General features: G+C 56.5%; 19 protein-coding genes. 14 read left to right on the top strand and 5 right to left on the bottom strand.

The window, feature by feature from the left end:
• Positions 1 to 23 precede the first annotated feature (23 nt).
• The 3 genes from rfaD to ACZRMS_RS09485 form a co-directional block, all read right to left on the bottom strand.
• Positions 24 to 1,013 carry an ADP-glyceromanno-heptose 6-epimerase gene (rfaD, locus tag ACZRMS_RS09495; RefSeq protein ID WP_463995117.1) on the bottom strand — a complete coding sequence of 330 codons (990 nt, stop codon included), beginning with the start codon at positions 1,011 to 1,013 and terminating at the stop codon, positions 24 to 26.
• Between the two features lie 181 nt (positions 1,014 to 1,194).
• Positions 1,195 to 1,497: a hypothetical protein gene (locus ACZRMS_RS09490; protein WP_463995116.1), complete on the bottom strand. Its 303-nt coding sequence runs from the start codon at positions 1,495 to 1,497 to the stop codon at positions 1,195 to 1,197.
• Between the two features lie 260 nt (positions 1,498 to 1,757).
• Positions 1,758 to 3,035: a serine/threonine transporter gene (locus ACZRMS_RS09485; protein WP_463995115.1), complete on the bottom strand. Its 1,278-nt coding sequence runs from the start codon at positions 3,033 to 3,035 to the stop codon at positions 1,758 to 1,760.
• 228 nt (positions 3,036 to 3,263) lie between these two features.
• Between ACZRMS_RS09485 and ACZRMS_RS09480 the strand changes: the two genes are divergently transcribed.
• The 7 genes from ACZRMS_RS09480 (at position 3,264) to ACZRMS_RS09450 (ending at position 12,023) form a co-directional block, all read left to right on the top strand.
• Positions 3,264 to 3,794 carry a DUF4946 domain-containing protein gene (locus ACZRMS_RS09480; RefSeq protein WP_463995114.1) on the top strand — a complete coding sequence of 177 codons (531 nt, stop codon included), beginning with the start codon at positions 3,264 to 3,266 and terminating at the stop codon, positions 3,792 to 3,794.
• 134 nt (positions 3,795 to 3,928) lie between these two features.
• Positions 3,929 to 4,375 carry a DUF411 domain-containing protein gene (locus ACZRMS_RS09475; RefSeq protein WP_463995113.1) on the top strand — a complete coding sequence of 149 codons (447 nt, stop codon included), beginning with the start codon at positions 3,929 to 3,931 and terminating at the stop codon, positions 4,373 to 4,375.
• A 484-nt stretch (positions 4,376 to 4,859) separates the two neighbouring features.
• On the top strand, positions 4,860 to 6,431 hold the full coding sequence (gene glgA / locus ACZRMS_RS09470; RefSeq protein ID WP_463995112.1) for a glycogen synthase GlgA: 1,572 nt from the start codon (positions 4,860 to 4,862) through the stop codon (positions 6,429 to 6,431).
• Between the two features lie 59 nt (positions 6,432 to 6,490).
• Positions 6,491 to 8,572 (top strand): 4-alpha-glucanotransferase, encoded by a 2,082-nt coding sequence (gene malQ, locus ACZRMS_RS09465; RefSeq protein WP_463995111.1) that lies wholly within the window; start codon positions 6,491 to 6,493, stop codon positions 8,570 to 8,572.
• A 26-nt stretch (positions 8,573 to 8,598) separates the two neighbouring features.
• Positions 8,599 to 8,826: a DUF2934 domain-containing protein gene (locus tag ACZRMS_RS09460; protein ID WP_463995110.1), complete on the top strand. Its 228-nt coding sequence runs from the start codon at positions 8,599 to 8,601 to the stop codon at positions 8,824 to 8,826.
• 128 nt (positions 8,827 to 8,954) lie between these two features.
• Positions 8,955 to 11,108: a glycogen debranching protein GlgX gene (gene glgX, locus ACZRMS_RS09455; RefSeq protein WP_463995109.1), complete on the top strand. Its 2,154-nt coding sequence runs from the start codon at positions 8,955 to 8,957 to the stop codon at positions 11,106 to 11,108.
• A 120-nt stretch (positions 11,109 to 11,228) separates the two neighbouring features.
• A complete protein-coding gene (locus ACZRMS_RS09450) occupies positions 11,229 to 12,023 on the top strand; it encodes an endonuclease/exonuclease/phosphatase family protein (RefSeq protein WP_463995108.1) in 795 nt (264 codons plus the stop codon).
• Between the two features lie 40 nt (positions 12,024 to 12,063).
• On the opposite strand, the gene glgB is transcribed toward ACZRMS_RS09450, so the two are convergent.
• Entirely contained in the window at positions 12,064 to 14,289 is a 2,226-nt protein-coding gene (gene glgB / locus ACZRMS_RS09445) for a 1,4-alpha-glucan branching protein GlgB (RefSeq protein WP_463995107.1), read from the bottom strand.
• A 1,031-nt stretch (positions 14,290 to 15,320) separates the two neighbouring features.
• Here glgB and ACZRMS_RS09440 point away from each other — a divergent pair.
• The 7 genes from ACZRMS_RS09440 (at position 15,321) to mapR (ending at position 22,850) form a co-directional block, all read left to right on the top strand.
• The gene (locus ACZRMS_RS09440; protein ID WP_463995106.1) at positions 15,321 to 16,181 is read left to right on the top strand and encodes an McbB family protein; all 861 of its coding nucleotides are present in this window, start codon (positions 15,321 to 15,323) and stop codon (positions 16,179 to 16,181) included.
• Positions 16,178 to 16,972, top strand: coding sequence for a SagB/ThcOx family dehydrogenase (locus ACZRMS_RS09435; RefSeq protein WP_463995105.1), 795 nt, complete (start codon positions 16,178 to 16,180; stop codon positions 16,970 to 16,972). Before ACZRMS_RS09440 ends, ACZRMS_RS09435 begins: the two co-directional genes overlap by 4 nt.
• Positions 16,973 to 17,052: 80 nt before the next feature.
• Positions 17,053 to 18,168: a YcaO-like family protein gene (locus ACZRMS_RS09430; RefSeq protein WP_463995104.1), complete on the top strand. Its 1,116-nt coding sequence runs from the start codon at positions 17,053 to 17,055 to the stop codon at positions 18,166 to 18,168.
• A 10-nt stretch (positions 18,169 to 18,178) separates the two neighbouring features.
• Positions 18,179 to 18,913: an ABC transporter permease gene (locus tag ACZRMS_RS09425; protein ID WP_463995103.1), complete on the top strand. Its 735-nt coding sequence runs from the start codon at positions 18,179 to 18,181 to the stop codon at positions 18,911 to 18,913.
• Positions 18,913 to 19,620, top strand: a complete 708-nt coding sequence (locus ACZRMS_RS09420) for an ATP-binding cassette domain-containing protein (protein ID WP_463995102.1) — start codon at positions 18,913 to 18,915, stop codon at positions 19,618 to 19,620. Before ACZRMS_RS09425 ends, ACZRMS_RS09420 begins: the two co-directional genes overlap by 1 nt.
• A 249-nt stretch (positions 19,621 to 19,869) precedes the next feature.
• A complete protein-coding gene (gene ccoG / locus ACZRMS_RS09415; RefSeq protein WP_463995101.1) occupies positions 19,870 to 21,291 on the top strand; it encodes a cytochrome c oxidase accessory protein CcoG in 1,422 nt (473 codons plus the stop codon).
• A 149-nt stretch (positions 21,292 to 21,440) separates the two neighbouring features.
• On the top strand, positions 21,441 to 22,850 hold the full coding sequence (gene mapR / locus ACZRMS_RS09410; RefSeq protein WP_048358374.1) for a GntR family transcriptional regulator MpaR: 1,410 nt from the start codon (positions 21,441 to 21,443) through the stop codon (positions 22,848 to 22,850).
• Positions 22,851 to 22,978: 128 nt separating this feature from the next.
• On the opposite strand, the gene ACZRMS_RS09405 is transcribed toward mapR, so the two are convergent.
• Entirely contained in the window at positions 22,979 to 23,389 is a 411-nt protein-coding gene (locus ACZRMS_RS09405) for a PA0061/PA0062 family lipoprotein (RefSeq protein ID WP_463995100.1), read from the bottom strand.
• Positions 23,390 to 23,547: the final 158 nt, after the last annotated feature.

Below are 23,547 nucleotides of genomic sequence, written 5' to 3'. Positions count from 1 at the left end.
AGCCTGCTCGCTCCCACAGGCGTTCAAGAGGCAAGAAGCCCTGCGCAATACCGCTCCACCCCCTCCTCAAGCTCCAGCATCGGCTCCCGATACCCCGCCTCGCGCAACTGCCCCAAATCGGCGCAGGTGTAGACCTGATACTTGTGTTTAAGCCCGTCCGGGAACTCGCAATAGCGCAACACACCTTCCAGAATGGCTGTTTCCAGGGTCAAGGGCGGCCGGTCTTCGGCACTGCGCACGCAGTTGATCGTCGCCAGCGCCAAGTCATTGTATGAACGTGCGCGCCCGGTACCCAGGTTGAAGATGCCGCTGGTTTGCGGGTGATCCAGCCAGTGCAGGTTGACCTTGACCACGTCCTCTACCGACACAAAGTCGCGTTCATGCCCGCCTGCCGGGTAGCCGCCGTACTCGCCGAACAGTTCAACATGGCCATGATCGCGGTACTGGTTGAAACAGTGCCAGACCATCGAGGCCATCCGCCCTTTATGCTGCTCGCGCGGGCCATACACATTGAAATAACGCAGGCCGACAATCTGGCTGCGTGTTTTGGGCAATAACTGGCGCACGCGCTGGTCAAACAGGAATTTGGAGTAAGCGTATACATTCAAAGGCTGCTCGTATTCGCGAGCTTCCCGAAACTCCCGGTTGGCACCGTAGACCGCCGCCGATGAGGCATACAGCAAAGGCACCGAATGCTCCTGGCAGGCCTGCAGCAGATCGCAGCTGTAACGGTAGTTGTTGTCCATCATCAACCGGCCGTCACTTTCCACCGTGCTGGAACAGGCGCCCTGATGCAGCACGGCACGCACTTCGCCCAACTGATGGGTGGAAAAGCGCTGAACAAACTCGTGCCTGTCGAAGTAGTCGGCGATATCGCAGTCCGCCAGGTTGCGGCACTTGTCGCCTTCGGTCAGATCGTCCACGGCGATGATGTCGCGCTCGCCGCGCCGGTTAAGTGCCTTCACCAGATTGCTGCCGATAAACCCGGCAGCCCCGGTCACGATGATGCTCATCTATGACAACCTCCTGGAACATGGATTGAGCTCAGGCTATGCCTGTCACGCCACACAGCATTGATGCAGGTCAAGCGTCCTTGCGCGGAACCAAGAAATGCCGATCCTTATTATTGTCTGCCCGGGATTCGCTGGTTTTTAACCATAGTCGACGCAAGACAGGCACAACATGTCAGAGGGGTCAGAAACGGTACTTCATCCCCACCATCAGATTGCGCGGATCGCCGTAAAAATAAGTTGAATACAAGCCATAACCACTCAGGTACTCACGATCGCCGGTCAGTTGATAGTGGGTGGCCAGTTTGAATAGCTGCTCGGGATGGTTGCTGCTGATCCGCTTGCCGTCCTTGTCCCTCGGCCGGGCGTAGGTGTAGCCCGCAAGCAATTGCCAGCCGGTCATGATCTCGCCAGAAATTTCTGCTTCAAAGCCTTTGGTCTTGGTGCCGCTCACGGCTTTGCAGGCATCTTCGCCATTAGCGCGCATGCCATCGTATTCGGCGTAGTTGTCCGCTTGATCATAAACAGCGCGAAGCTGGTGTTCAGCGCGCCTACGCCTGAATGCACTATCGATGGGTGCGGCAGGGATGACGACACGGGAACCCTCGGGACGTGCTGGGAGCGCGCCTCGAATAGGAATGGGTCGCAATAACATTCGCAGCACTGGCCAGACTCAAGCCCTGGACGGCTTGCGAGGGACAATCAGCGCCGTGTCGCCGCGCAGAAAGGCGGCGACACGGGCAAGGATCAAGGAATCAGGGAGTAAACCAGCGACGAAATCGCGATCAGGCCAACAACTGTGACGAACACATTGGAGATCTGGCCCGAATACTGACGCATGGCCGGCACCCGGCGAATCGCGTACATCGGCATCAGGAACAGGATGGCAGCAATCACCGGCCCGCCCATGGTTTCGATCATGCCCAGGATGCTTGGGTTAAGCGTTGCCACCGCCCAGCACACCACCAGCATGAACGCGGCCGTCATGCGGTCGAGGTTTTTTGCACCCGGACGCTTGCCGGTTTTCAGCACCAGACCTTTAAGGCCTTCGCTGGCGCCGATGTAGTGGCCCAGGAAAGACTTGGCAATGGCCACAAACGCAATCAGCGGCGCGGCAAAAGCGATGGTCGGGTTGTCGAAGTGGTTGGCCAGGTACGACAGGATCGACAGGTTCTGGGCCTTGGCTTCGGCCAGTTGCTCTGGCGACAGGGTGAGCACGCAACTGAAGACGAAGAACAGCACCATCACTACCATAAGCAGGTGGGCGCGGGACAGGATCTGCGAGCTGCGCTCATCGGCGTTGGTGCCGTAACGGCGCTTTTGATCAACGGCGAAGGCCGAGATGATCGGCGAATGGTTAAAGGAGAACACCATCACCGGAATCGCCAGCCACAAGGTATGCAACAGGGCAGAAGGCTCGGGCAGCGTGCTCGCGGTGCTCAGGATGCCGCCGTTCCAGTGCGGGATCAGAAACACCGCCAAAAACAGCAACGCGACGATAAACGGATAGACCATCATGCTCATGGCCTTGACGATCACTTGTTCGCCGCAGCGCACCACGATCAACAGGCCCAGAATCAGCACCAGCGACAGCAGTGCCCGTGGTGGCGGGGTGATATGCATCTGGTTGAGCATAAAGCTGCCGACCGTGTTGGTCAGCGCTACGCTGTAGATCAGCAGGATCGGAAAAATAGCCAGGAAGTACAGCAGCGTGATCACGGCACCGGCGCGCAGGCCGAAATGTTCTTCAACCACATCAGTGATATCCGAGCCTTCGCGTCCGGAGAGTACGAAGCGGGTCAGGCCACGGTGTGCGTAAAAGGTCATCGGGAACGCCAACAGCGCCAGGATCAGTAACGGCCAAAAGCCGCCCAGCCCTGCGTTGATCGGCAAAAACAAGGTACCTGCGCCAATCGCTGTGCCGAACAGGCCCAGCATCCAGGTGGTGTCATGACGGTTCCAGCGACTGAGGGTCGCGGGTGTCTCGTCGAAGCGTTCGTCGACGCTGTTAGCCTGGTCATTCATCCGGTCGAATCTCCGCTAGCCGGTCGTTACCACGCAGCCGGAGCGGACAAGAAACACCTTGCTGACATCGCCCCGGCCATAAGAGGGGCGCGATTGTCCGGGATTAGACATAAGAAGCAAAGGTTTAGCTGAGCAATGGTCGAAAATGATGTCACGCTGCAAAGCAATACTTCGACACCTGTTGATACACTATTACGGTCAAAACACCGTCAAAAAGGTCAGAAATCCATGGGTTTTGCTCGCCGTTTACCTGTTTTTATCGGCTTCTGCCTGGTCGCAGCAGTGCCCGTGGCCAGTGCCGACGCGCTGATGATTACCTGGCCCGGAGGCTGGGAAGTTCAAGCGGTACCCCCTGCGCCCGACGACAGCAGCGTGCGCCAGCGGGCGGTGAAAAACGACGCCAACGGCGATCCGCAAATGGTCATGGAGCTGACCCAGTCGACCCTGACGCCCGAGCACAAGGTCAATATGGAGGCGGTTTTGTTGCAGATGCGCAAAACCCTGCAGCAGAATTTCGCCAAAGGCGGTTACCAGAGCGCCTGCAACAAAATCCGCAGCAGCACCCTGGGCGGCCTGGACGCACTGGAGACCACCTGCAAGATCACCCAGAACGGCAACCACGTCATCACTCAGACCCTGGTCGCCGCAACCCGTGACAACAGCGCGTATGCCCTTTCCTACGCCGGCCCTGCAGACGGGTATAAAGCCAACGAGGCCGAAGTACAGGGCATTCGGGCCAGTTTGCGGCTCACGCCTTGAGGGCCCGGAACCCGGCTGGCACAACTCTTGAACGAGCCCGGAACGCCCCAACCTGACAGCTTTGTCATCTCGCCATCAGTTGCCTGACAGCCCTTGTCGCTCAGGCTGACATTTTCTACGTAAAGAGGAACTCGATGAAAACCCCATTGCGCCTTGCCGCTCTCTCGGCCCTGTTGCTGACTTCGATGGCCCAGGCCGCCGAACAACTGACCATTGATGTGCATCGCGATGCCAACTGCGGTTGCTGCAAAGCCTGGATCTCGCACCTCGAAACCAACGGTTTCAAGGTCAATGACCATGTGGAAGACGACATGAGCAGTGTCAAGCAGCGCCTCGGCGTCCAGCCGCGACTGGCTTCGTGCCACACCGGTGTGATCAACGGCAAATTCGTTGAAGGCCATGTGCCGGCCGACCAGGTGGTTGCACTGAGTAAACGCAGCGACCTTAAAGGGATCGCCGTACCGGGCATGCCGATGGGCTCCCCGGGAATGGAAATGGGTGATCGCAAAGATGCGTACCAGGTAATCGGCCTGCGCAACGACGGCAGCGACCAGGTCATTGCCGAGTACCCCGGCAACTGAGATTCCAGCACCGAACGCACCGCAACGGTGCGTTCGGCGTGCAATTGAGGGTCATCGGGCCGGCCGGCAGCCTGTGGGAGCCGGCCTGGCGATGCAGGCCTACCGGGGCGTCAGCCACTCCCGACCAACGGCCATAGTCTTTCAGTCATGGTCGAAATATCAGTGACACATTACGTGTGACATATTGCCCACGTAGAAAACACTCTTTCGTCCTACAAATTACCCATTTCGCATACAAACTTGAACTATCTCTCCTACACTCAACGCTGTCGTGTCTGCGGCATCTAAACGTCGTAATTAAATAAACGAATCTTCTGCACCCGTGATAGGTCGAATTCATACAAGGTCGCCGCTTTTGGTGCATTCCTTGCAGTGCCTTACTTACCCTCTGTGTATCGATGCAAGGGTGGCTGGCGGATTAGCAAGTGGGGACGTACAGGCCGGGTGGCCGTAAGGGGATCTATAAATACAACGGGAGAGATTCATGATCAGTGCTGCTGCGCCAAATCAAGAAGAACGTCTGCACCCGCAAGTTATTAGTGAGCTGATATCACTGACAGGTCTGGCCCCGGCCGGGAAGCCCTTGCTGCCGCTGGCCAGTGCCAACCCCAATAAAAAGAAAGTGCTGTTTGTCACTTCCGAACTGGCCGATCTGGTTAAAACCGGTGGCCTGGGCGATGTGTCGGCCGCACTGCCGCGGGCCATGCGCCACTTGCATGATGTACGAGTGCTGATCCCGGGCTATCCGCAAGTGCTCAATAGTGACAATCCGATTCATATCATCGGCGAACTTGGCGGCCATGCCGCCCTGCCCGCCTGCAAGATCGGGCGCATGGACCTCAAGGACGGGCTGGTCATCTATGTTCTGATTTGCCCCGAGCTGTATGAGCGCGAAGGCACCCCCTACGGCGCCAATAACGGCCGCGACTGGCCTGACAACCATATTCGCTTCGCCCGCCTGGGCCTGGCTGCGGCCGATATTGCGGCCAACCTGGCGCAGATCCACTGGCAGCCCGATCTGGTGCACGCTCACGACTGGCCTGCCGGGCTGGCACCGGCCTATATGCATTGGCGCGGTCAACGCACACCTACGCTGTTTACCATCCACAACCTGGCCTACCAGGGTGTATTCAGCCGCGCCTGCTGCCCGGAACTGGGCATCCCGCACCATGCCCTGCAACAGGACGGCATGGAGTTTTATGGCAAGTTGTCGTTCCTCAAGGCCGGCATGGCCTACGCCAGCCATATCACGACAGTCAGTGCGACCTATGCCGCCGAAATCACCACTCCGGCTTTTGGCTGCGGACTGGATGGCTTTCTGGCCAGCAAAACCCAGCAAGGGCTGTTGAGCGGTATCCCCAATGGCATCGATGAAAGCTGGGAGGCGACAACCGACCCGCATCTGGTTGCCCCGTTCAGCATCGGCGACTGGAAAGCCAGGGGCCTGAACACCGCCCATGTCCGCACCCTGTTCGGCCTCAAGCCGTCCAAAGGCCCGTTGTTTGCCGTGGTTTCGCGCCTGGTGTACCAAAAAGGCCTGGACCTGACCGAAGCCGTGGCCGCTTTTATCGTCGCCTCGGGTGGGCAGATTGCGATTATTGGTCGCGGGGAACCCGAAGAAGAACACGCCATGCGTGAACTGGCCCTGCGCTTCCCGGGGCAGATCGGGGTGCGCATCGGGTTCAACGAAACCGATGCACGGCGCATGTTCGCGGGCAGTGATTTCCTGTTGATGCCCTCGCGCTACGAACCCTGCGGTTTGAGCCAGATGTATGCGCAACGCTTTGGCTCGCTGCCTGTGGCACGCAACACCGGCGGCCTGGCCGACACCATTGAAAATGGCGTTACCGGCTTTTTGTTCGATGAGTCCACCGTGGCCAGTTACGAGCAAGCGTTGCAGCGGGCGTTCAAGGTGTTTGCCTACCCCCGGCTGCTCAACGCCATGCGCTGCCGCGCCATGGCCGCACCTTTCAACTGGTGCAAGGCGGTTGAACCCTACGCCGAGCTATATGAACAACTGGTTGCCAAGTCACTGCTTCGTAGCGTCAAGTCTTGAATCACGCAACCTGCGGATCTGCCTGACGCTCGATCGTTTAACGCCACGGGAGCCCGCCAATGAGCGAAGCGCAACTTGAAATACTTGCCGGTCGAGCCGGGCTGGCCGTTGACTGGATTGATGCCAACGGCCAGCCACAAAGGGTCAAGCCCCAGGTACTGGAAGCCGTGCTGGCGGGGCTGGGCCTGCCTGCCAACAGCGCCGAAGCCATTGAAACCAGCTTGCTTAACCTGCAGCTGGAGCAACAGAACAAGCGTCTGCCGCCATTGCTGACCGCAGACGTTGGCAAGGCCCTGGATTTATCACGCTATTTCCACCCCCACAGTCACTGCGTGGTGCATCTTGAAAACGGCCAGTCGCTGGCGATCCAGCTCGACGCCGACGCCATGCTGCCGGGCATGATTCCCGTGGGCTACCACCGGGCGCAGCTGGACGACCAGTATTTCACCCTGGCCGTGGCCCCGGCCAAGTGCTTCAGCATCGGTGATGCCTTGCACCAGTCGGCCCCCCGGGCCTGGGGCCTGAGCGCTCAACTGTACTCGTTGCGCCGCCACGGCGATGGCGGCTTCGGTGATACCCGGGCTCTGGAAACCCTGTTGCAGGCCGCCGGCGAGCGAGGCGCCGATGCACTGGCGATCAGCCCCGTGCACGCCATGTTCAGCAGCGCGCCAAAACACTACAGCCCGTACTCACCGTCCAGCCGCCTGTTCCTCAACAGCCTGTATGCCGCACCGGCCAGCATTCTGGGCAAAGAGGCGCTCGGCAAGGCCATTGAGGCCACGGGCCTTAAAGAGGAACTGGAGCGTCTGGAACAGCTGCCCCTGATCGACTGGCCTGCCGCAACCCGGGCCAAACAGACTCTGCTGCGCCAGCTCTACGAACACTTCGTCCAGGACGAGCACCCGCTGCTGGCCGACTTCCGGCAGTTTCGCGAACAGGGTGGCGAGGCGCTGGAGAACCATTGCCGCTTCGAAGCCGTACAGGAAACCTGTGTGGCCGATAATCACAGCCTCGACTGGCGCGACTGGCCCGAGCAATGGCGCGATCCTGACAGCCCGGCGCTGCTGCACTTCGCCGAAAAAAACCGGCATGTCATCGCTTTTTACGCCTTTTGTCAGTGGTTGATGGACCGCTGCCTGGCGCGCGCCCAGGCCACCGCCCGGGCCAGCGGCATGGCCGTCGGCCTGATCGCCGACCTCGCCGTGGGGGCCGATGGTGCGGGCAGCCAGGCCTGGTGCCGGCAGGATGAGCTGCTGGCACAGCTGACCGTGGGCGCCCCGCCCGACCAGCTCAACCGCGCTGGCCAGGGGTGGGGCATTTCCGCGTTCTCGCCCGAAGGGCTCAAGCGCAACGGTTTCCGTGCGTTTATCGAAATGTTGCGCGCCAACTTCGCCCACGCCGGCGGGCTGCGCATTGACCATGTGCTGGGCTTGCAACGCCTGTGGCTGATCCCATTGGGGGCGTCGCCCAACGAAGGGGCCTACGTGTATTACCCGGTGGATGACCTGCTGCGCCTTGTCGCCCTCGAATCCGTGCGTAACCAGGCTATCGTCCTGGGCGAAGACCTCGGCACCGTGCCCGACGGGCTGCGGGAAAAACTCAGCGAACGGGCGATCCTCGGCATTCGCGTGCTGCTGTTCGAACAGGACTATGGCGCCCGTTTCAAACCGATTCTGGATTGGCCGGATGACGCACTGGCCACCACCAGCACCCACGACTTGCCGCCCCTCACTGGCTGGCTCCACGGGCGCGACATCGACTGGAACGAGCGCCTGGGCCTGATCGATCCCGTTACCGCGCAGCGCTGGCGCGAAAATCGTCAGATCGAGTGCGAAGGCCTGCACCGCGCCTTGAGCCAGGACCCGCAAAACTTTCAGGAAGAAGCCCAGGGCAATGCGCCGACGCTCGACGCCAGCATCCGCTTTCTGGGGCATACCCGTGCGCCACTGGTGCTGCTGCCCATAGAGGACGCGCTGGGTCTTGAAGAACAAGTCAATTTGCCGGGCACCATCAGCGGCCACCCCAACTGGTGCCGACGGCTGCCAGGTGATTGCAACACGTTGCTGGAAGCTATTGATGCCACGCAACGCCTCCAATTGCTGGCCTGTGCCCGCCAGCAAGCCCACGAACGCGACCGCTAACTCACCCAAGAGCAAGGAGCTTTACCATGAGTAATGACGACAAACACATTCGTGAATTTGCCTACCAAATCTGGGAATCCGAGGGGCGGCCTGACGGCCAGGAGAAACGCCACTGGGAAATGGCCCACAAACTGGCCCAGGCTCAGGCCCTTGCCCCTGCCAAGGCCGGGCCGCGTGTGACCAAATCCAAGACGGCGGCAAAACCGGCCGCCGAGAAAAAACCCCGGGCACCGCGCAAACCTGCTTCGTCTTGAACGCGCAGGTACACCCGCAGTGGGAGCGGCGGTTCGACGAGCCGGCTTGCCCGCGACTCAAGCACTGATCGCGAGCCCGATCCCACAGTACATTCACACCTCAAAACCCGGTTGAGCAGGAGCAGGTCATGAGCAAACGTACGTCAGCACCTCCCACTGGCGATGCCTTGCGCATCCGCGAAGGGCTGCCCTTTCCGTTGGGCGCCACATGGGATGGCCTGGGTGTCAACTTCGCCCTGTTTTCCGCCCATGCCACCAAGGTCGAGCTGTGCCTGTTCGACCCCACGGGTGAAGTCGAACTGGAGCGTATCGAGCTCCCCGAGTACACCGACGAGACATTTCACGGCTACCTGCCCGACGCCCACCCCGGGCAGGTTTATGGTTATCGCGTCTATGGCCCTTATGAACCCGAGAACGGCCATCGCTTCAACCACCACAAATTGCTGATCGACCCTTATGCCAAACAACTGGTGGGGGAACTCAAATGGTCGGAGGCGCTGTTTGGCTACACCATCGGCCATCCGGATGCCGACCTGAGCTTTGACGAACGCGACAGCGCACCGTTTGTGCCCAAGTGCAAAGTGATCGACCCGGCCCACACCTGGGGCCATGACCAGCGCGTGACCGTGCCGTGGGAACGCACCATTTTCTATGAGACCCATGTCCGTGGCATCAGCATGCGCCACCCGGCAGTGCCGGATGAGGTGCGGGGCACTTTTTCGGGCTTGATGGTCGATGAAGTGATCGGGCACATCAAGGATCTGGGCGTGACCAGCATCGAACTGCTGCCGGTGCACGCATTCGTCAACGACCAGCACCTGCTGCAAAAAGGCATGACCAATTACTGGGGCTACAACAGCATCGCCTTTTTCGCCCCGGACCCGCGCTACCTGGCCAGCGGCAAGATTGCCGAGTTCAAGGAAATGGTCGCGCACCTGCACAACGCCGGGCTGGAGGTGATCCTTGATGTGGTCTACAACCACACCGCCGAAGGCAACGAACAAGGCCCCACCCTCTCCATGCGCGGCATCGACAACGCCTCGTACTATCGGCTGATGCCCGACGACAAGCGCTTTTACATCAACGATTCCGGCACCGGCAACACCCTGGACCTGAGCCACCCGTGCGTCTTGCAGATGGTCACCGACTCCTTGCGCTACTGGGCACAGGAGATGCACGTCGACGGTTTCCGCTTTGACCTGGCAACCATTCTGGGGCGCTATCACGACGGGTTTGACGAGCGTCACAGCTTTTTGGTGGCCTGCCGCCAGGACCCGCTGTTGCGCCAGGTCAAAATGATCGCCGAACCCTGGGACTGTGGCCCCGGAGGCTATCAAGTGGGGAGGTTCCCGCCCGGCTGGGCAGAATGGAACGACCGCTTTCGCGACACCGTACGGGCCTTCTGGAAAGGCGACGAAGGCCAGCTGGCCGACTTTGCCGGGCGCATGACCGCCTCTGCCGACCTGTTCAACCATCGCGGCAGACGGCCCTATGCCTCGGTCAACTTCATCACCGCCCATGACGGCTTCACCCTGCATGACCTGGTGTCGTACAACGACAAGCACAACGAAGCCAACGAGGAGGACAACCAGGACGGCAGCAACAACAATATTTCGTGGAACCATGGGGTCGAAGGCCCCACCGATGATCCCGACATCAATGCCTTGCGCCAGCGCCAGATGCGCAACTTCATGGCCACCCTGTTTCTGGCCCAGGGCACGCCGATGCTGGTGGCCGGGGACGAGTTCGCCCGCACCCAGCACGGCAATAACAACGCCTACTGCCAGGACAGCGAAATCGGCTGGGTCAACTGGGAGCTCGACAAACCGGCCAAAACCCTGCTCGCGTTTGTCAAACGCCTGATCAAGTTGCGCCTGCAGTACCCCATCTTGCGACGCGGCCTGTTTCTGGTTGGCCACTGCAACGAGAACCCCGAGGTCAAGGACGTGACCTGGCTGGCGGCGGACGGCAACGAGATGACCACCGAGCAGTGGCATGACCCCGAGGAGCGGTGCCTGGGCATGTTGCTCGACGGTCGCACCCAGGTGTCCGGGGTACAGCGGGCTGGCGCCGACGCCACCCTGCTGATCGTGGTGAACGCGAACTTCGACAACCTCAACTTCAACTTGCCCAAAGTCCCCCACGGCATCAGCTGGTCATGCAAGCTCGACACCACCGACCCGTCTATAAAAGGCCCGCAACACCTGCCCTTCAACAAACCCTACAGCGTCACCGGGCGCTCGCTGGTGTTGTTTGAGCTGCAACACACCGAGGTGTCGTGAATGTATTGATAAGCATCAAGCGCGCCCCCATAAAAAGCTGCAAGCTGCCAGAGTAAAGCTCTGACTTGCAGCTTGCAGCTTGAAGCCAAAAACGGCCCCAACACAGGAGTGACCCTAACCATGGCTGTTGTCGGTACCCCCCTCGCGCCTGCCACACCCGCGACGGCGCCTGCCGTGCACCAGATCAAAGTGCTGACGGTCAATACGCACAAGGGGTTCACGGTTTTTAATCGACGCTTCATCCTCCCCGAACTGCGTGAGGCAGTACGCAGTACCGGCGCCGACCTGGTGTTTTTGCAGGAGGTGCTTGGCGAACACGAAAAATACGCATCGCGCTACGAAGACTGGCCGGCAACTTCGCAGTACGAGTTCCTTGCCGACAGCATGTGGAGCGACTTCGCCTACGGCCGCAACGCGGTGTACCCCGACGGCCACCACGGCAATGCGCTGCTGTCCAAATACCCGATCAGGTCCTGGCGCAACCTGGATGTTTCCATCACCGGCCCGGAACGGCGTGGCCTGCTGCATTGCGTACTGGACGTCCCCGGGCACGACAATGTGCATGCCATTTGCGTGCATTTGAGCCTGCTGGAAAGCCACCGCCAGCTGCAGATCGTACTGCTGAACCAATTGCTCAAATCCTTGCCGCCTGACGACCCGGTGATCATTGCCGGTGACTTCAACGACTGGAAACAGCAAGGCAACACCGCCCTCTGCCAACGGGACGACCTGCACGAAGTGTTTGCCCGGCATCACGGGCGACTGGCCAAGACCTACCCCGCACGCTGGCCGCTGCTGCGTCTGGACCGCATCTACCTGCGCAACGCCAGCAGTCACAACCCCGAAATCCTCGGCAACAAACCGTGGACGCATTTATCGGATCACTTGCCGCTGGCGGTTGAGGTGCATTTGTAGCGCGCCTGTGGGAGCGGCCCCGCTCCCACAAAGCACAGGTTTACGCCGGCCGCAGTATCAACACCCCCAACGGCGGCAGATTCAATGCCAGGGACACACTCTGCCCGTGGCTGGGCAGCTCATCGGCCACCACCCCGCCACCATTGCCGTAGTCAGAACCGGCATAGGTGGCCGAGTCACTGTTGATCACCTCTTGCCAGGTACCGGAAAACGGCACACCGATGCGGTAGCCCTCCCGTGGCACCGGGGTAAAATTGGCCACCACCAGCAATGGCGAACCGTCCTTGCTCCAGCGCAGCCAGGCATAAACGCTGTTGGCGGCGTCGTCCCCAATCAACCACTGGAACCCTTGCGCAACGTCGTCCTGCTCATACAGCGCAGGTTGCTCGCGGTACAAGCGGTTCAAATCGCCCACCAGTTTTTGCACGCCACGGTGCTCGGGGTATTGCAGCAAATACCAGTCCAGCTGCTGGTCATGATTCCACTCGCGCCACTGCCCGAATTCGCAGCCCATGAACAGCAGTTTCTTGCCCGGATGGGCCCACATAAAACTCAGATAAGCCCGCAGGTTGGCGAATTTCTGCCAGCGATCGCCGGGCATTTTGTCGATCAGCGAGTGCTTGCCGTGCACCACTTCATCGTGGGAAATCGGCAGGATAAAACGCTCGGTCCAGGCGTACACCAGGCCAAAGCTCAACTCGTTGTGATGATGGGCGCGGTACACCGGGTCTTGCTGGATGTAGTGCAGCGAATCGTGCATCCAGCCCATGTTCCACTTGTACGAAAACCCCAGCCCGCCCTGTTCGGTACTTTGGCTGACCCCCGGCCAGGCCGTGGATTCTTCGGCAATCACCAGCGCCCCGGGAACTTCGTGGGCAACCACGTCATTGAGATGGCGCAAAAACTCGATGGCTTCGAGGTTTTCCCGACCGCCATGGCGATTGGGTACCCACTCACCGGATTTGCGTGAGTAGTCGCGGTACAGCATGGACGCCACCGCATCGACCCGCAGCCCGTCGATATGGAAGTGCTTGAGCCAGTGCAGGGCCGAGGCCAGCATAAATCCATGCACTTCGGTGCGGCCAAGGTTGTAAATCAGCGTATTCCAGTCCTGGTGAAAGCCTTCAAGCGGGTTGGCGTATTCGTACAACGCAGTGCCATCAAATTGCGCCAGCCCGTGTGCATCGTTGGGGAAGTGCGCGGGCACCCAGTCCAGAATCACCCCGATACCGGCGATATGGCAGGCATTGACGAACGCCGCAAAATCATCGGGCGAGCCGTAACGGGCAGTGGGGGCAAATTGCGACAAGGGTTGATAGCCCCAGGAACCGCCGAACGGATGCTCCATGATCGGCATCAGCTCGATATGGGTGAAGCCCAATTGCTGCACATAGGGGATCAGGCGGTCCGCCAGCTCAGGCCAGGTGTACTGACGCGCGATCTCGCCGACATCATCGGCCTCGCACTGCCAGGAGCCCACATGCAGCTCGTAGATGGACAACGGCCGATCATGGCGCTGGAACTGCGCACGGGCTTGCATCCACTCGCCGTCCTGCCAGTCGACGGTCAGGGGCGAGGCGACTCTCGAGGCGGTGTCGGGCGGCAACTGCGTGGCCAGGGCCACCGGGTCAGCCTTGAGCGGCAAAATGCCTTGAGCCCCGAGAATTTCATACTTGTAGGCCTCACCGGCTTGCAGACGCGGTACAAACAGCTCCCACACCCCGCTCGGATGGCGCAGGCGCATGGGGTGCCGACGGCCGTCCCAGCCATTGAAGTCGCCGACCACCGAAACCCGCCGTGCATTGGGCGCCCATACCGCAAAGCGCACACCGGGCACGCCATCAACGTGGGTCAACTGCGCGCCAAAGCAACTGCTCAAATCGCGATGATTGCCTTCTGCAAACAGGTACAGATCCATTTCACCCAGCAGCGGGCCAAAACTGTAGGGATCCTCGCTGATCTGGACAACATCCCCCCAATCAACCTGCAGCACATAGCCACTGGCCTGCGGGAAATGCCCGACAAAGAAGCCGGGCACCTGTGAATGCTCAAGACTGCCAAGCACTTGACCGTCAACACGGGCCAGTACATTGACGCTCACCGCTCCCGGCAAAAATGCCCGAATATACTGCCCGCCCTCGCCATCTCCGTGAGGGCCCAACACCGAAAACGGATCGGAGTGCTCTGCCCGTGTCAACGCCTCGATATCCGAGTCTGCGGGTAACAACGAGTCTTTTCCTTTACCCGTTTGCTTGCTCGAAATCATGCTGTTCTCCATCCGGTAAAGGTTACGTCTAACCCAGCACGCGTTTTAGCCCTCGCCTTGAGCTGTGTCCTGTCACTCAAAGACAGAGCAAAGACTAGCTGTTGTCAGACAATCTGTATCCATTCATGACTAACCCGTGACGCGCATCAAGTACTCGGCGCAGAACACTGTCGAATGCACTCTTTTCGCACATTAACAGTGCAATGTGTTGCTTTAAGGTCACTCTGGCCCCCCAGGCATGGGCTAGAAGGGTTGATAGGGATTGCTGCAGGGATCACTGCAAAACACGTGCACATTGTGTGTGGGTGGCCAACCGTAGCTGATCCATAGACCGCAAGAGACCCGGCTGGCAAAGGGCAACAAAAAGATCGGGCAATAAAATTAGTATTCTCGACGGTTTATCGGCTCACACAGAATATACCGCTCGTCGTTTTCCCACATCGCCGGAAACTTTCGTCTTACAAAAAAAGACTACAAAACTCGAGACTGACCTAAACAAGATCTCATTAAAACAACACCACTATGCTTATGAAAAAACTAGAAATTTAATACGACAATGATATTCAAAACTTACCAAGCCAAATTAATGCACCTATATAGCTGCACACAACCAACAATATGCATCTTCAAAGACCACAAGAAAACACCTACGCAGACGTGAGAAATGTCATAAACAACACCATAATAATTTTGACAGATTACAATCTGCGAATTATATAAAAACAACCCGAACTGACGGGAAACTTAAAACAGAAGCATCACAATGAATAATGCATTTGGCGAAGTTGTTTTCAACTTCAACAATGGGTTTGACTCAAACTTCAACCCTCAATCTAACAATGGCGGATCTGGCAGTGCCGGCGGTTGTGGAGGTAGTGGGGGATGCGGAGGGGGGGGCGGGTGTAATGGTGGTAGCGGAGGAAGCGGTGGTTGTGGTGGTGGAAATGCGATAACTCCACTGGAAAAACAATCTTAACCCATCACAGGTTTCTGGCTCTCAACCAGAAACCTCACTACCCAGTGACCCCAGCATGGACCTATACATATCCGACTTCCAAATAATCAAACTTCTTGATCAGTCTATTGTTGTTTCAGAAAAAGGAGTAGCACTTATACACTCCCCCCAGTTGCTTCAAGCGCTTTACAAGCTACGCGCACTGACCTCGGCACCTCAAGCCAAAACTGATATCTATACGATCCTCGAGGAGTACGGTCTTGATGCCAACGAGGCCTTTGAATTTTTAGAGCGCGTTTTGAAATTAAGAAAGACAACATTAAATCTATATTTTAAACAAATCATAATTGCTCACGACTGGAGTTCAGATTTCGAAAAAACCCTAACCGCTGAATTACCAATCACATTCGAAACCCACCCTATCAACGAGCAACTTATTGAAAACATTGCAACCCCCCATGCATTCCTCATGATCATAACCAAACACTACAACCACCAAAAACTGAAGACTATTTATTTCGAAATAGCCAACACATTCCCGCAAAGCGCAATCTGTATGGCTCTGCGCGTTGGCGATTATTTTTATGTGAGTCAACCCTATCTATCTGAGGCTGGCACCCCTTGCCATTTTTGTAATTTTGACAAAACTGCTTATACAGAACAGGTTCGCCCAACGCCTGGCAATTGGTCAAGACTACTGAACTTCTGCACCGACAATAACTTACCCATACCAGAACAACCTCTCACACCATTGCAAACGGCATTGGCGACTGGCTTATTGCTTGAAACGATAAAACAGTGGGTGTGTGCTGACTACGGGCGCCGAACTCAGGACTGCATGATGCTTGCCTCTTATATTCACTTATCCAGCGGACAAATAACTGAAGAGCATGTTAGTCACTGGAGCATGTGTGACTGCTTGGGACTCCCCTCATGAAAACATTACCCCACGACTATTATCTAAAATTCACGGACGGAACAGTCCTTTCCGAAATATTGGAGTTTCACAACAAAGGAAACTACACGCTTCACCATGCATTCAAACACATCAGCTACTTACACAACATATGCCCAACCGACCTAGACACATTGACAGGCAAAGAAATAAATCTATACCCAGACATGCACCTGTCAGTACCCGTAAATTGCAAAAACAAAACACCCACTTCACTCGCACGAAATGAGTCATTTGAATTTTTTAAAAAAGTTGAGATCCCGTTCCCAACAATTGAAAACCTGATACTACCTCTTCTCAGCAGGAAAAAAGACAGCCACAAAAGAGGATATCCTAGTGGCGGCGCGCTTTACCCAATAGAGATATTTATTTGCTCGCTGAACGAAGACTCAACGAGCTGGCCATTTTCAGAAAAAATACTTCATCTTCTGCCTCATTCGCGAGCATTTGAAAAAGTACAAAACAGCTTCACTTCCAGAGTACTCAAAGACGCCATTCTGCCTATAGGCTCAGACATAGGCACACCTGACATAGCCATTATTTATATTGCCTATTTACCCAAGACCATCTTCAAATATAGATATCGAGGCTACAGATTAGCACTTATGGAGGCAGGCTCTATTTATATGCTTATTGAGCTGCAAGCAAAACGGCTTAACCTTAGATGTCGCCTTTGGTCTGGATTCACGGACACGATGCTTTGTAAAGCAATTGGATTAAATCCAGCAATTTTTACCCCTCTTTGTGTGCATTTTATTGGTCAACAAGCATGAATATAAGCCCTCTCCCTTTAAGCCCAACATTTCCAAGCAGGCTTCACTGGCAGCCGGCATGCACGCAGGGATTTCCTTTCGTGACTGAAATCAGTGATGCGTGGTCAGTTGTTGGATCCGGTATTGGCAGCGGATCCAATTCGCTTAAAACTGCCATGGGCGAGTATTTTGAAAGAAAACACTTCTACACAGATATAATGGTCGATATAAAAAACACACTCGACTACTCTTTGAATCCGAACGAAGTCGATTATTTCACTGTAGCATTCGCACAGACGTCCCTCCTTCAACACTCATCAGACACATTGCAAAGCCATACCTACAACTTAACAAAAACCCTACGAGTCTCAAGCCTTACTGAGTGCTACATTCCAACCGCTTGCATTTCCTTAAACCACTACAAACTGGAAGACGATAACTCAATTTATCCCTCAAAAGACACCTGCGGATGTAGTTTTCACTGGAATACAGAAAAAGCCGTATTCGGATCGATAAAAGAATGCCTGGAACGTCAATTCCTCACCCGTTTTTGGCTCACAGGCCAACACATGGAACGCTTGGACTCAGAGCATGTAACCAATTTACTAAAACATAGTCGCTCGCGACATTTGGCCGATGCATTAAATAAAGCGGGAGACATAACTGCTTTTGATATTTGCGACCCTGCTTTCCCAGGAAGTTGCATCATCGTATTCTACGGGCAAAACAACAAACATCGCCACGTCAAATACTGCACGGGCATGGCCTATGCTGATACAACAACACGAGGATTGGAAAAAGCCCTAGAAGAACTATGGCAAACATTTAGATTCATTGACTTGTTTTCAAGCTGCAGAGGAAACCCCAACACGCTTAACGATCCTTATCTAAAGCACTTCCTGAACTGCAACACATACCCGTGCTACACAGAAGCAACCACCACCATAAAAATGGTATCGCCCCAGAAAAAAGTCCTCCACCCTTTCAGCCTTGATGGATTACTACTATCGCTAAAGGGTATAAAAATTGACGGCTATCTTTATATAAAACTCACACGCATCGGGAACAAAACCTGCACCTTTAGCAAATACCTCTCACCTCAACTATTCATGCACATGGACAACTCAACATGTATAAACATGCACAACGACTACTCAGCAAGCTTCAAAAAATACATCAGACCTGAACGCCAAAAAATAATGGTCCCATTCCCATAAAAGGCACACCATGCATACCCTCACCCGCGCCACACTACTCGCCCAATTATTAATCAAGGAACAACTTAAGGAGCCTATTGCATTATTCTGGATACTGCTCTCACCTGGCGCTATCTTTTACTTACTGGCTTTCTCAAAAGGACATATTTACTTTCAACAAGACTATCGTAGCGCAACCGCATGGTTTTACGCATATATTGCACTCAGCATTGCATTTTTTGGATTTTCTTTTTACATTGTTGGCAGAAGAGAAAGTGGGTTTATGCGGTCATTTATTTACACCCCGCATGCCAAATTCGTTTTTTTGTCAGCGCAGTTCATGGCCTACTCCAGCATTGCTTTTATTTACTGCCTGGTTTTTTACCTCATTACCCGGCTACCTTTCGGCGCTTATTCAATACATGAAATACTTATTATCGCTGCCCGTTTCTACTGTTGCTTCATTGTGTTTTGTATTCCGGGCCTGTTACTCACATTGCTACCTCTGAATTTTCAGACCGCCAACACTGTCTTTTCCATCGCATCCTTTTTTATGCTTGCGCTGGGCATCGCTCAGAGCGCATTCCCCGAGAACACCAGGGCACTTTTTAATACACTGAACCTCTTAAGTCTTGGAAAGGCTATCATGGCCGACGGTATTCAAACTTACCGTATTACGATTATAAGCGCCTTTATCATATTCGTCATTACCATGAAATCAGTGTGTAAGCACTTGCGCATCAATCCTGTCTGGAGTCGATACTAATGACTGTATTGCAAGCCACATGCATTGACTTCAAATACCCGTCCAAACAACTATTCAACCGCGCTTCTTTACGTGTCGAGTCAGGAGCCATCGTCGGGCTCCTGGGCCCTAACGGCTCGGGGAAAACCACTTTTTTCGATATTATCTGTGGTTTGAAACACCTCGACGGCGGCTCTTTAACTAACCCTTTCACTAACCCGCTGTATTTATCCCAAACCGTAATGACCCCTCCAGCATTACGCATGTTTGATATTTTCAAAATGACGACATTGATCTGCTCCCCCTCGCCCATGGACAAGCATCATGTGCTGGCCAAATTGGCCGCCTGGAGCCCTCCTGTTCTGGAACGCTACAAAGAAATATGGGGGAAAAAATCTTCCCTGTGCAGCTATGGTGAAAAACGCTGGTTTTTTACCGTGTCATTACTGTCGATAGAGGCCGATCTTTATATTCTTGATGAGCCCACCGCTGGCGTAGACCCAGAGTTTCGCTTTTATATCTGGCAATGCTTGCGTGGTGCAGCGAAGGACGGTGCGGCCATTCTGGTTTCTTCGCACAACGTCGAAGAAATCTGTGAAAACTGCGACGGCTTTTACATGATCAGCCAACAAAAATTCAAACACTTTGAACACGGAGAGTCTTTCAAAAACCATTACCAGGCCACCACTCTGGATCAAGCATTTATCCGTGCCGCAGCAGGATCTTGAATACCTTGGTCGCGATCACGTTTCGTGATTCGGTGGTTTACCTGACTCCGGTCACATTCCCTCCGGCGCGCCTGGAGTAATGGGGCTCAAAGCCCGCACCAACGGGGATTGACCGGGGTGCAGCACATTGTCGCAGGCAGGCCTCAAAATCCGTCTGATCCGGTTTTAATTCAAATAACTGAGTCTGTTATGCAAACAGTTCGCTGGGCATAGTGCACATGCCTGATGGAGGCTGATGAGCGAAAGACCATGAGCGAACAAATTCCCGTCCAGATACTTGAGTCATTTGAGGCTTCTCGACCCAGAGCCGCAAAAAATAAAAACAAGTCCAGCGACACCATGATTCACACCCGCAGCTTCACTGGCCTGTACCGCACACTCCGGATAGTGGGCACAGGCTTTTTGTTTTTGCTGTTCTTTGGCACGGTTTGGCTGAATTGGGATGGCCGCCAGGCGGTCCTGTGGGACTTGTCTGAAAGCAAGTTTCACATCTTTGGAGCCACCTTCTGGCCCCAGGACTTCATTCTGCTGTCGGCCTTGCTGATCATTGCCGCCTTTGGCCTGTTTGCAATCACGGTCTTTGCCGGCCGGGTGTGGTGCGGTTACACCTGCCCGCAAAGCACGTGGACCTGGCTGTTTATGTGGTGCGAAAAGATCACCGAAGGTGACAGAAACCAGCGCATAAAACTGCAAGCCGCCCCCTGGCGCGTGAACAAGGTCCTGCGCCGTACGGCCAAGCACACGCTGTGGCTAGCCATCAGTGTGATGACCGCACTGACGTTCGTCGGTTACTTCACCCCGGTGCGGCCGCTGGCCACGGAATTGCTGACCCTGGAAATTGCCGGCATCAGCCTGTTCTGGATGCTGTTTTTCACCGGTGCCACCTACATCAGCGCCGGCTGGCTGCGTGAAGCGGTGTGCATGCATATGTGCCCTTATGCCCGCTTCCAGAGCGTGATGTTCGACAAGGACACACTGGCCATTTCCTATGACGTGGCCCGTGGCGAAAGCCGGGGCCCGCGCAAACGCGGGGTTGAGCCCAAGCAGGAAGGTTTGGGCGACTGCATCGACTGCTACATGTGCGTGCAGGTGTGCCCGACCGGGATCGATATCCGCGATGGCTTGCAGATGGAGTGCATCGGTTGCGCGGCCTGTATCGATGCCTGTGATTCGGTGATGGAAAAAATGGGCTACGCCCCCGGCCTGGTGCGCTATACCTCGGAACACGAGTTGCAAGGCGGCAAGACCCACCTGCTGCGCCCCCGCCTGATCGGCTACGCCGTGGTTCTGGTAGTGATGATCGGAGCGCTGGTGGTGGCCCTTAACCAGCGCACCATGGTGTCGCTGGATGTGATCAAGGACCGTGGGCTGTTCCGCGAGAACAGCCAGGGCCAGATCGAGAACATCTACAGCCTTAAAATCATCAACAAGACCCAGGAACCACAGAACTATCGGGTGTCCCTGCAAGACAGCGAAGACTTCCAGCTGCAGGGCAAAACCGAACTGGCCCTGGCCCCCGGCGAGATTGTCGATGTGCCGGTGTCTGTTGCCCTGCTGGCCGACCGCCCGAAAAGCAGCTCGCAGACCATCGAATTTGTGGTCACCGACACCGATGAGCCGGATGTGCGCAGCGTGGCCAAAAGCCGTTTCGTTGCCCCATTGAATCGTTAGACTGCACATTTTCCGGGTGGGAGCGGGCTTGCTCGCGACAGGATCACTGCGGCTTATCAGAAACACCGCAGCGCCTGTATCGCCAGCAAGCCCGCTCCCACAATCACAGCAAGCAGTGCCGCAAGCCCCTTCGGACCGAGCCTTATCCCATGAAACGCTACGAAAAATTCGCCGACGATATTGCTGAACTGATCCGCTCAGGGGTGCTCGGGCCCGGTCAGCGCGTGCCTTCGGTGCGCTATGCCAGCCAGACCTACGGCGTCAGCCCCTCGACGGTGTTTCAGGCCTATTACCTGCTGGAGCGTCGAGGCCTGATTCGGGCCAAGCCGCGTTCGGGCTATTTCGTCAATGTGCATGCGCCAACGCCTTTTTCCGAACCGGTGTTCAGCAGCCATGTCACCGAGTCCACCCAGGTGGATGTCAGCGCCCTGGTTTTTTCGGTGCTGGACTCGATCAAAGACCCCCACACGGTACCGTTCGGCTCGGCCTTCCCCAGCCCGATGCTGTTTCCTCTGCAACGTCTGGCCCGCTCGATGGCCACCGCCAGTCGCGAAATGGACCCGCGCATGGTGGTCACCGACATGTCCCCCGGCAACCCGCAGCTGCGGCGGCAAATCGCCCTGCGCTACATGGTCGGCGGGCTGATGCTGCCCATGGAGGAACTGCTGATTACCAATGGCGCGCTGGAGGCCCTGAACCTGTGCCTGCAAGCCGTCACCGAGCCCGGCGACCTGGTGGCCATTGAAGCCCCGGCGTTTTACGCCTGCCTGCAAGTGCTGGAACGGCTCAAGCTCAAGGCGGTGGAAATTCCGGTGCATCCCCGTGATGGCATCGACCTCGGGGTACTGGCACAAACCCTGGAGCGCCATCCGATCAAGGCTGTGTGGTGCATGACCAGCTTTCAGAACCCCATTGGCGCGACCATGCCCGAGGCCAAAAAGCAGGCCCTGGTCGAGCTGCTGCGCGGCCATCAGGTACCGTTGATCGAAGACGATGTGTACGCCGAGCTGTATTACGGCCAGCACGCGCCGAAGCCGGCCAAGGCGTTTGATACCGAAGGGCTGGTGATGCATTGCGGCTCGTTTGCCAAAAGCCTGGCCCCGGGGTACCGCATTGGCTGGGTGGCTGCGGGGCGTTACGCGCAGAAAATCGAGCGGCTCAAACTGATGACTTCGCTGTGCGCGTCGATGCCGGCCCAGGCCGCCATCGCAGACTACTTGCAGCACGGCGGTTACGACCGCCACCTGCGCAAACTGCGCTATGCCCTGGAGGAGCAACAGAGCGCGATGCTGGCCGCAATTGCCCGCTACTTCCCGGCCCAGACCCGGGTCAGCCAGCCCTCGGGCGGCTACTTCCTGTGGCTGGAACTGCCGGAGCAAATGGACTCGCTAAAGCTGTTCCAGATGGCCCTGGCCCAGGGCATCAGCATTGCGCCGGGCCCGATCTTCTCGGCCACCCAGCGCTTTCGCAATTGCATCCGCCTGAACTACGGCAGCCCGTGGGACGAGGCCAGCGAGAAAGCCATGGAAACCCTGGGCAAGATTGTGCGTTCGTTTTAGACAAACGCCAAACTCTCTGTGGGAGCGAGCCTGCTCGCGATGGCCTCACCTCGGTCGGCCTGCCAGACCGTGTCGTCTGCATCGCGAGCAAGCCCGCTGCCACAAGGGAATGAGGAGTGATTCAAAACTTAGCCCGGCATACAGGTGAAATCCGCCGTGCGGGCCACTTCCTTGCCGTGGCCGTCGACCAGGGTCGCGCTGATCTCTGGCCCAAGGCTCGACTCGATCAGCTCGTAACGCTCACCGGCCTTGAACCCGCTGTAGTTGACCTTGCCCTGGCAATCCACCTCGTTTTCATCCCCCGTGGCGCCTTCGAACAAGGTCACGTCCAGGCGGTGGGCGCCGGGAGTGACTTCAAAGTAACGGCCATCGTTAATGTTTTTACCGTCTACCCGTTCCGCCATCAGGTCACTGTTGCCCTCCTCTTTAAGGCCGATCCAGGCTTCGCCCGCATCTTGTTTTGGCATGGGCCCGGCACAGGCCGACAGCAACAGCACCAGGCTCAGGGACGGGAGCAGCAGCAGGGGTTTAAGAGTCATCGCAAGTACGCCTCGCAGGGAGAACCAAAAAGTACGACAGGTACACAGAGCGGGCCCGTCGAATTGGCTTCAAGCTTGGCGCTGGTTGGCCATTGGGCCAAATGAATGAAAGTGAAGGGAATTTCAGGCCATTACTAAAGGATCCTTCACGTTGCTGA

The organism is Pseudomonas sp. B424 (genome assembly GCF_055408345.1).
The sequence above is the reverse complement of the archived record's forward strand: the minus strand, read 5'-3'. Positions and strand labels throughout refer to the sequence as shown.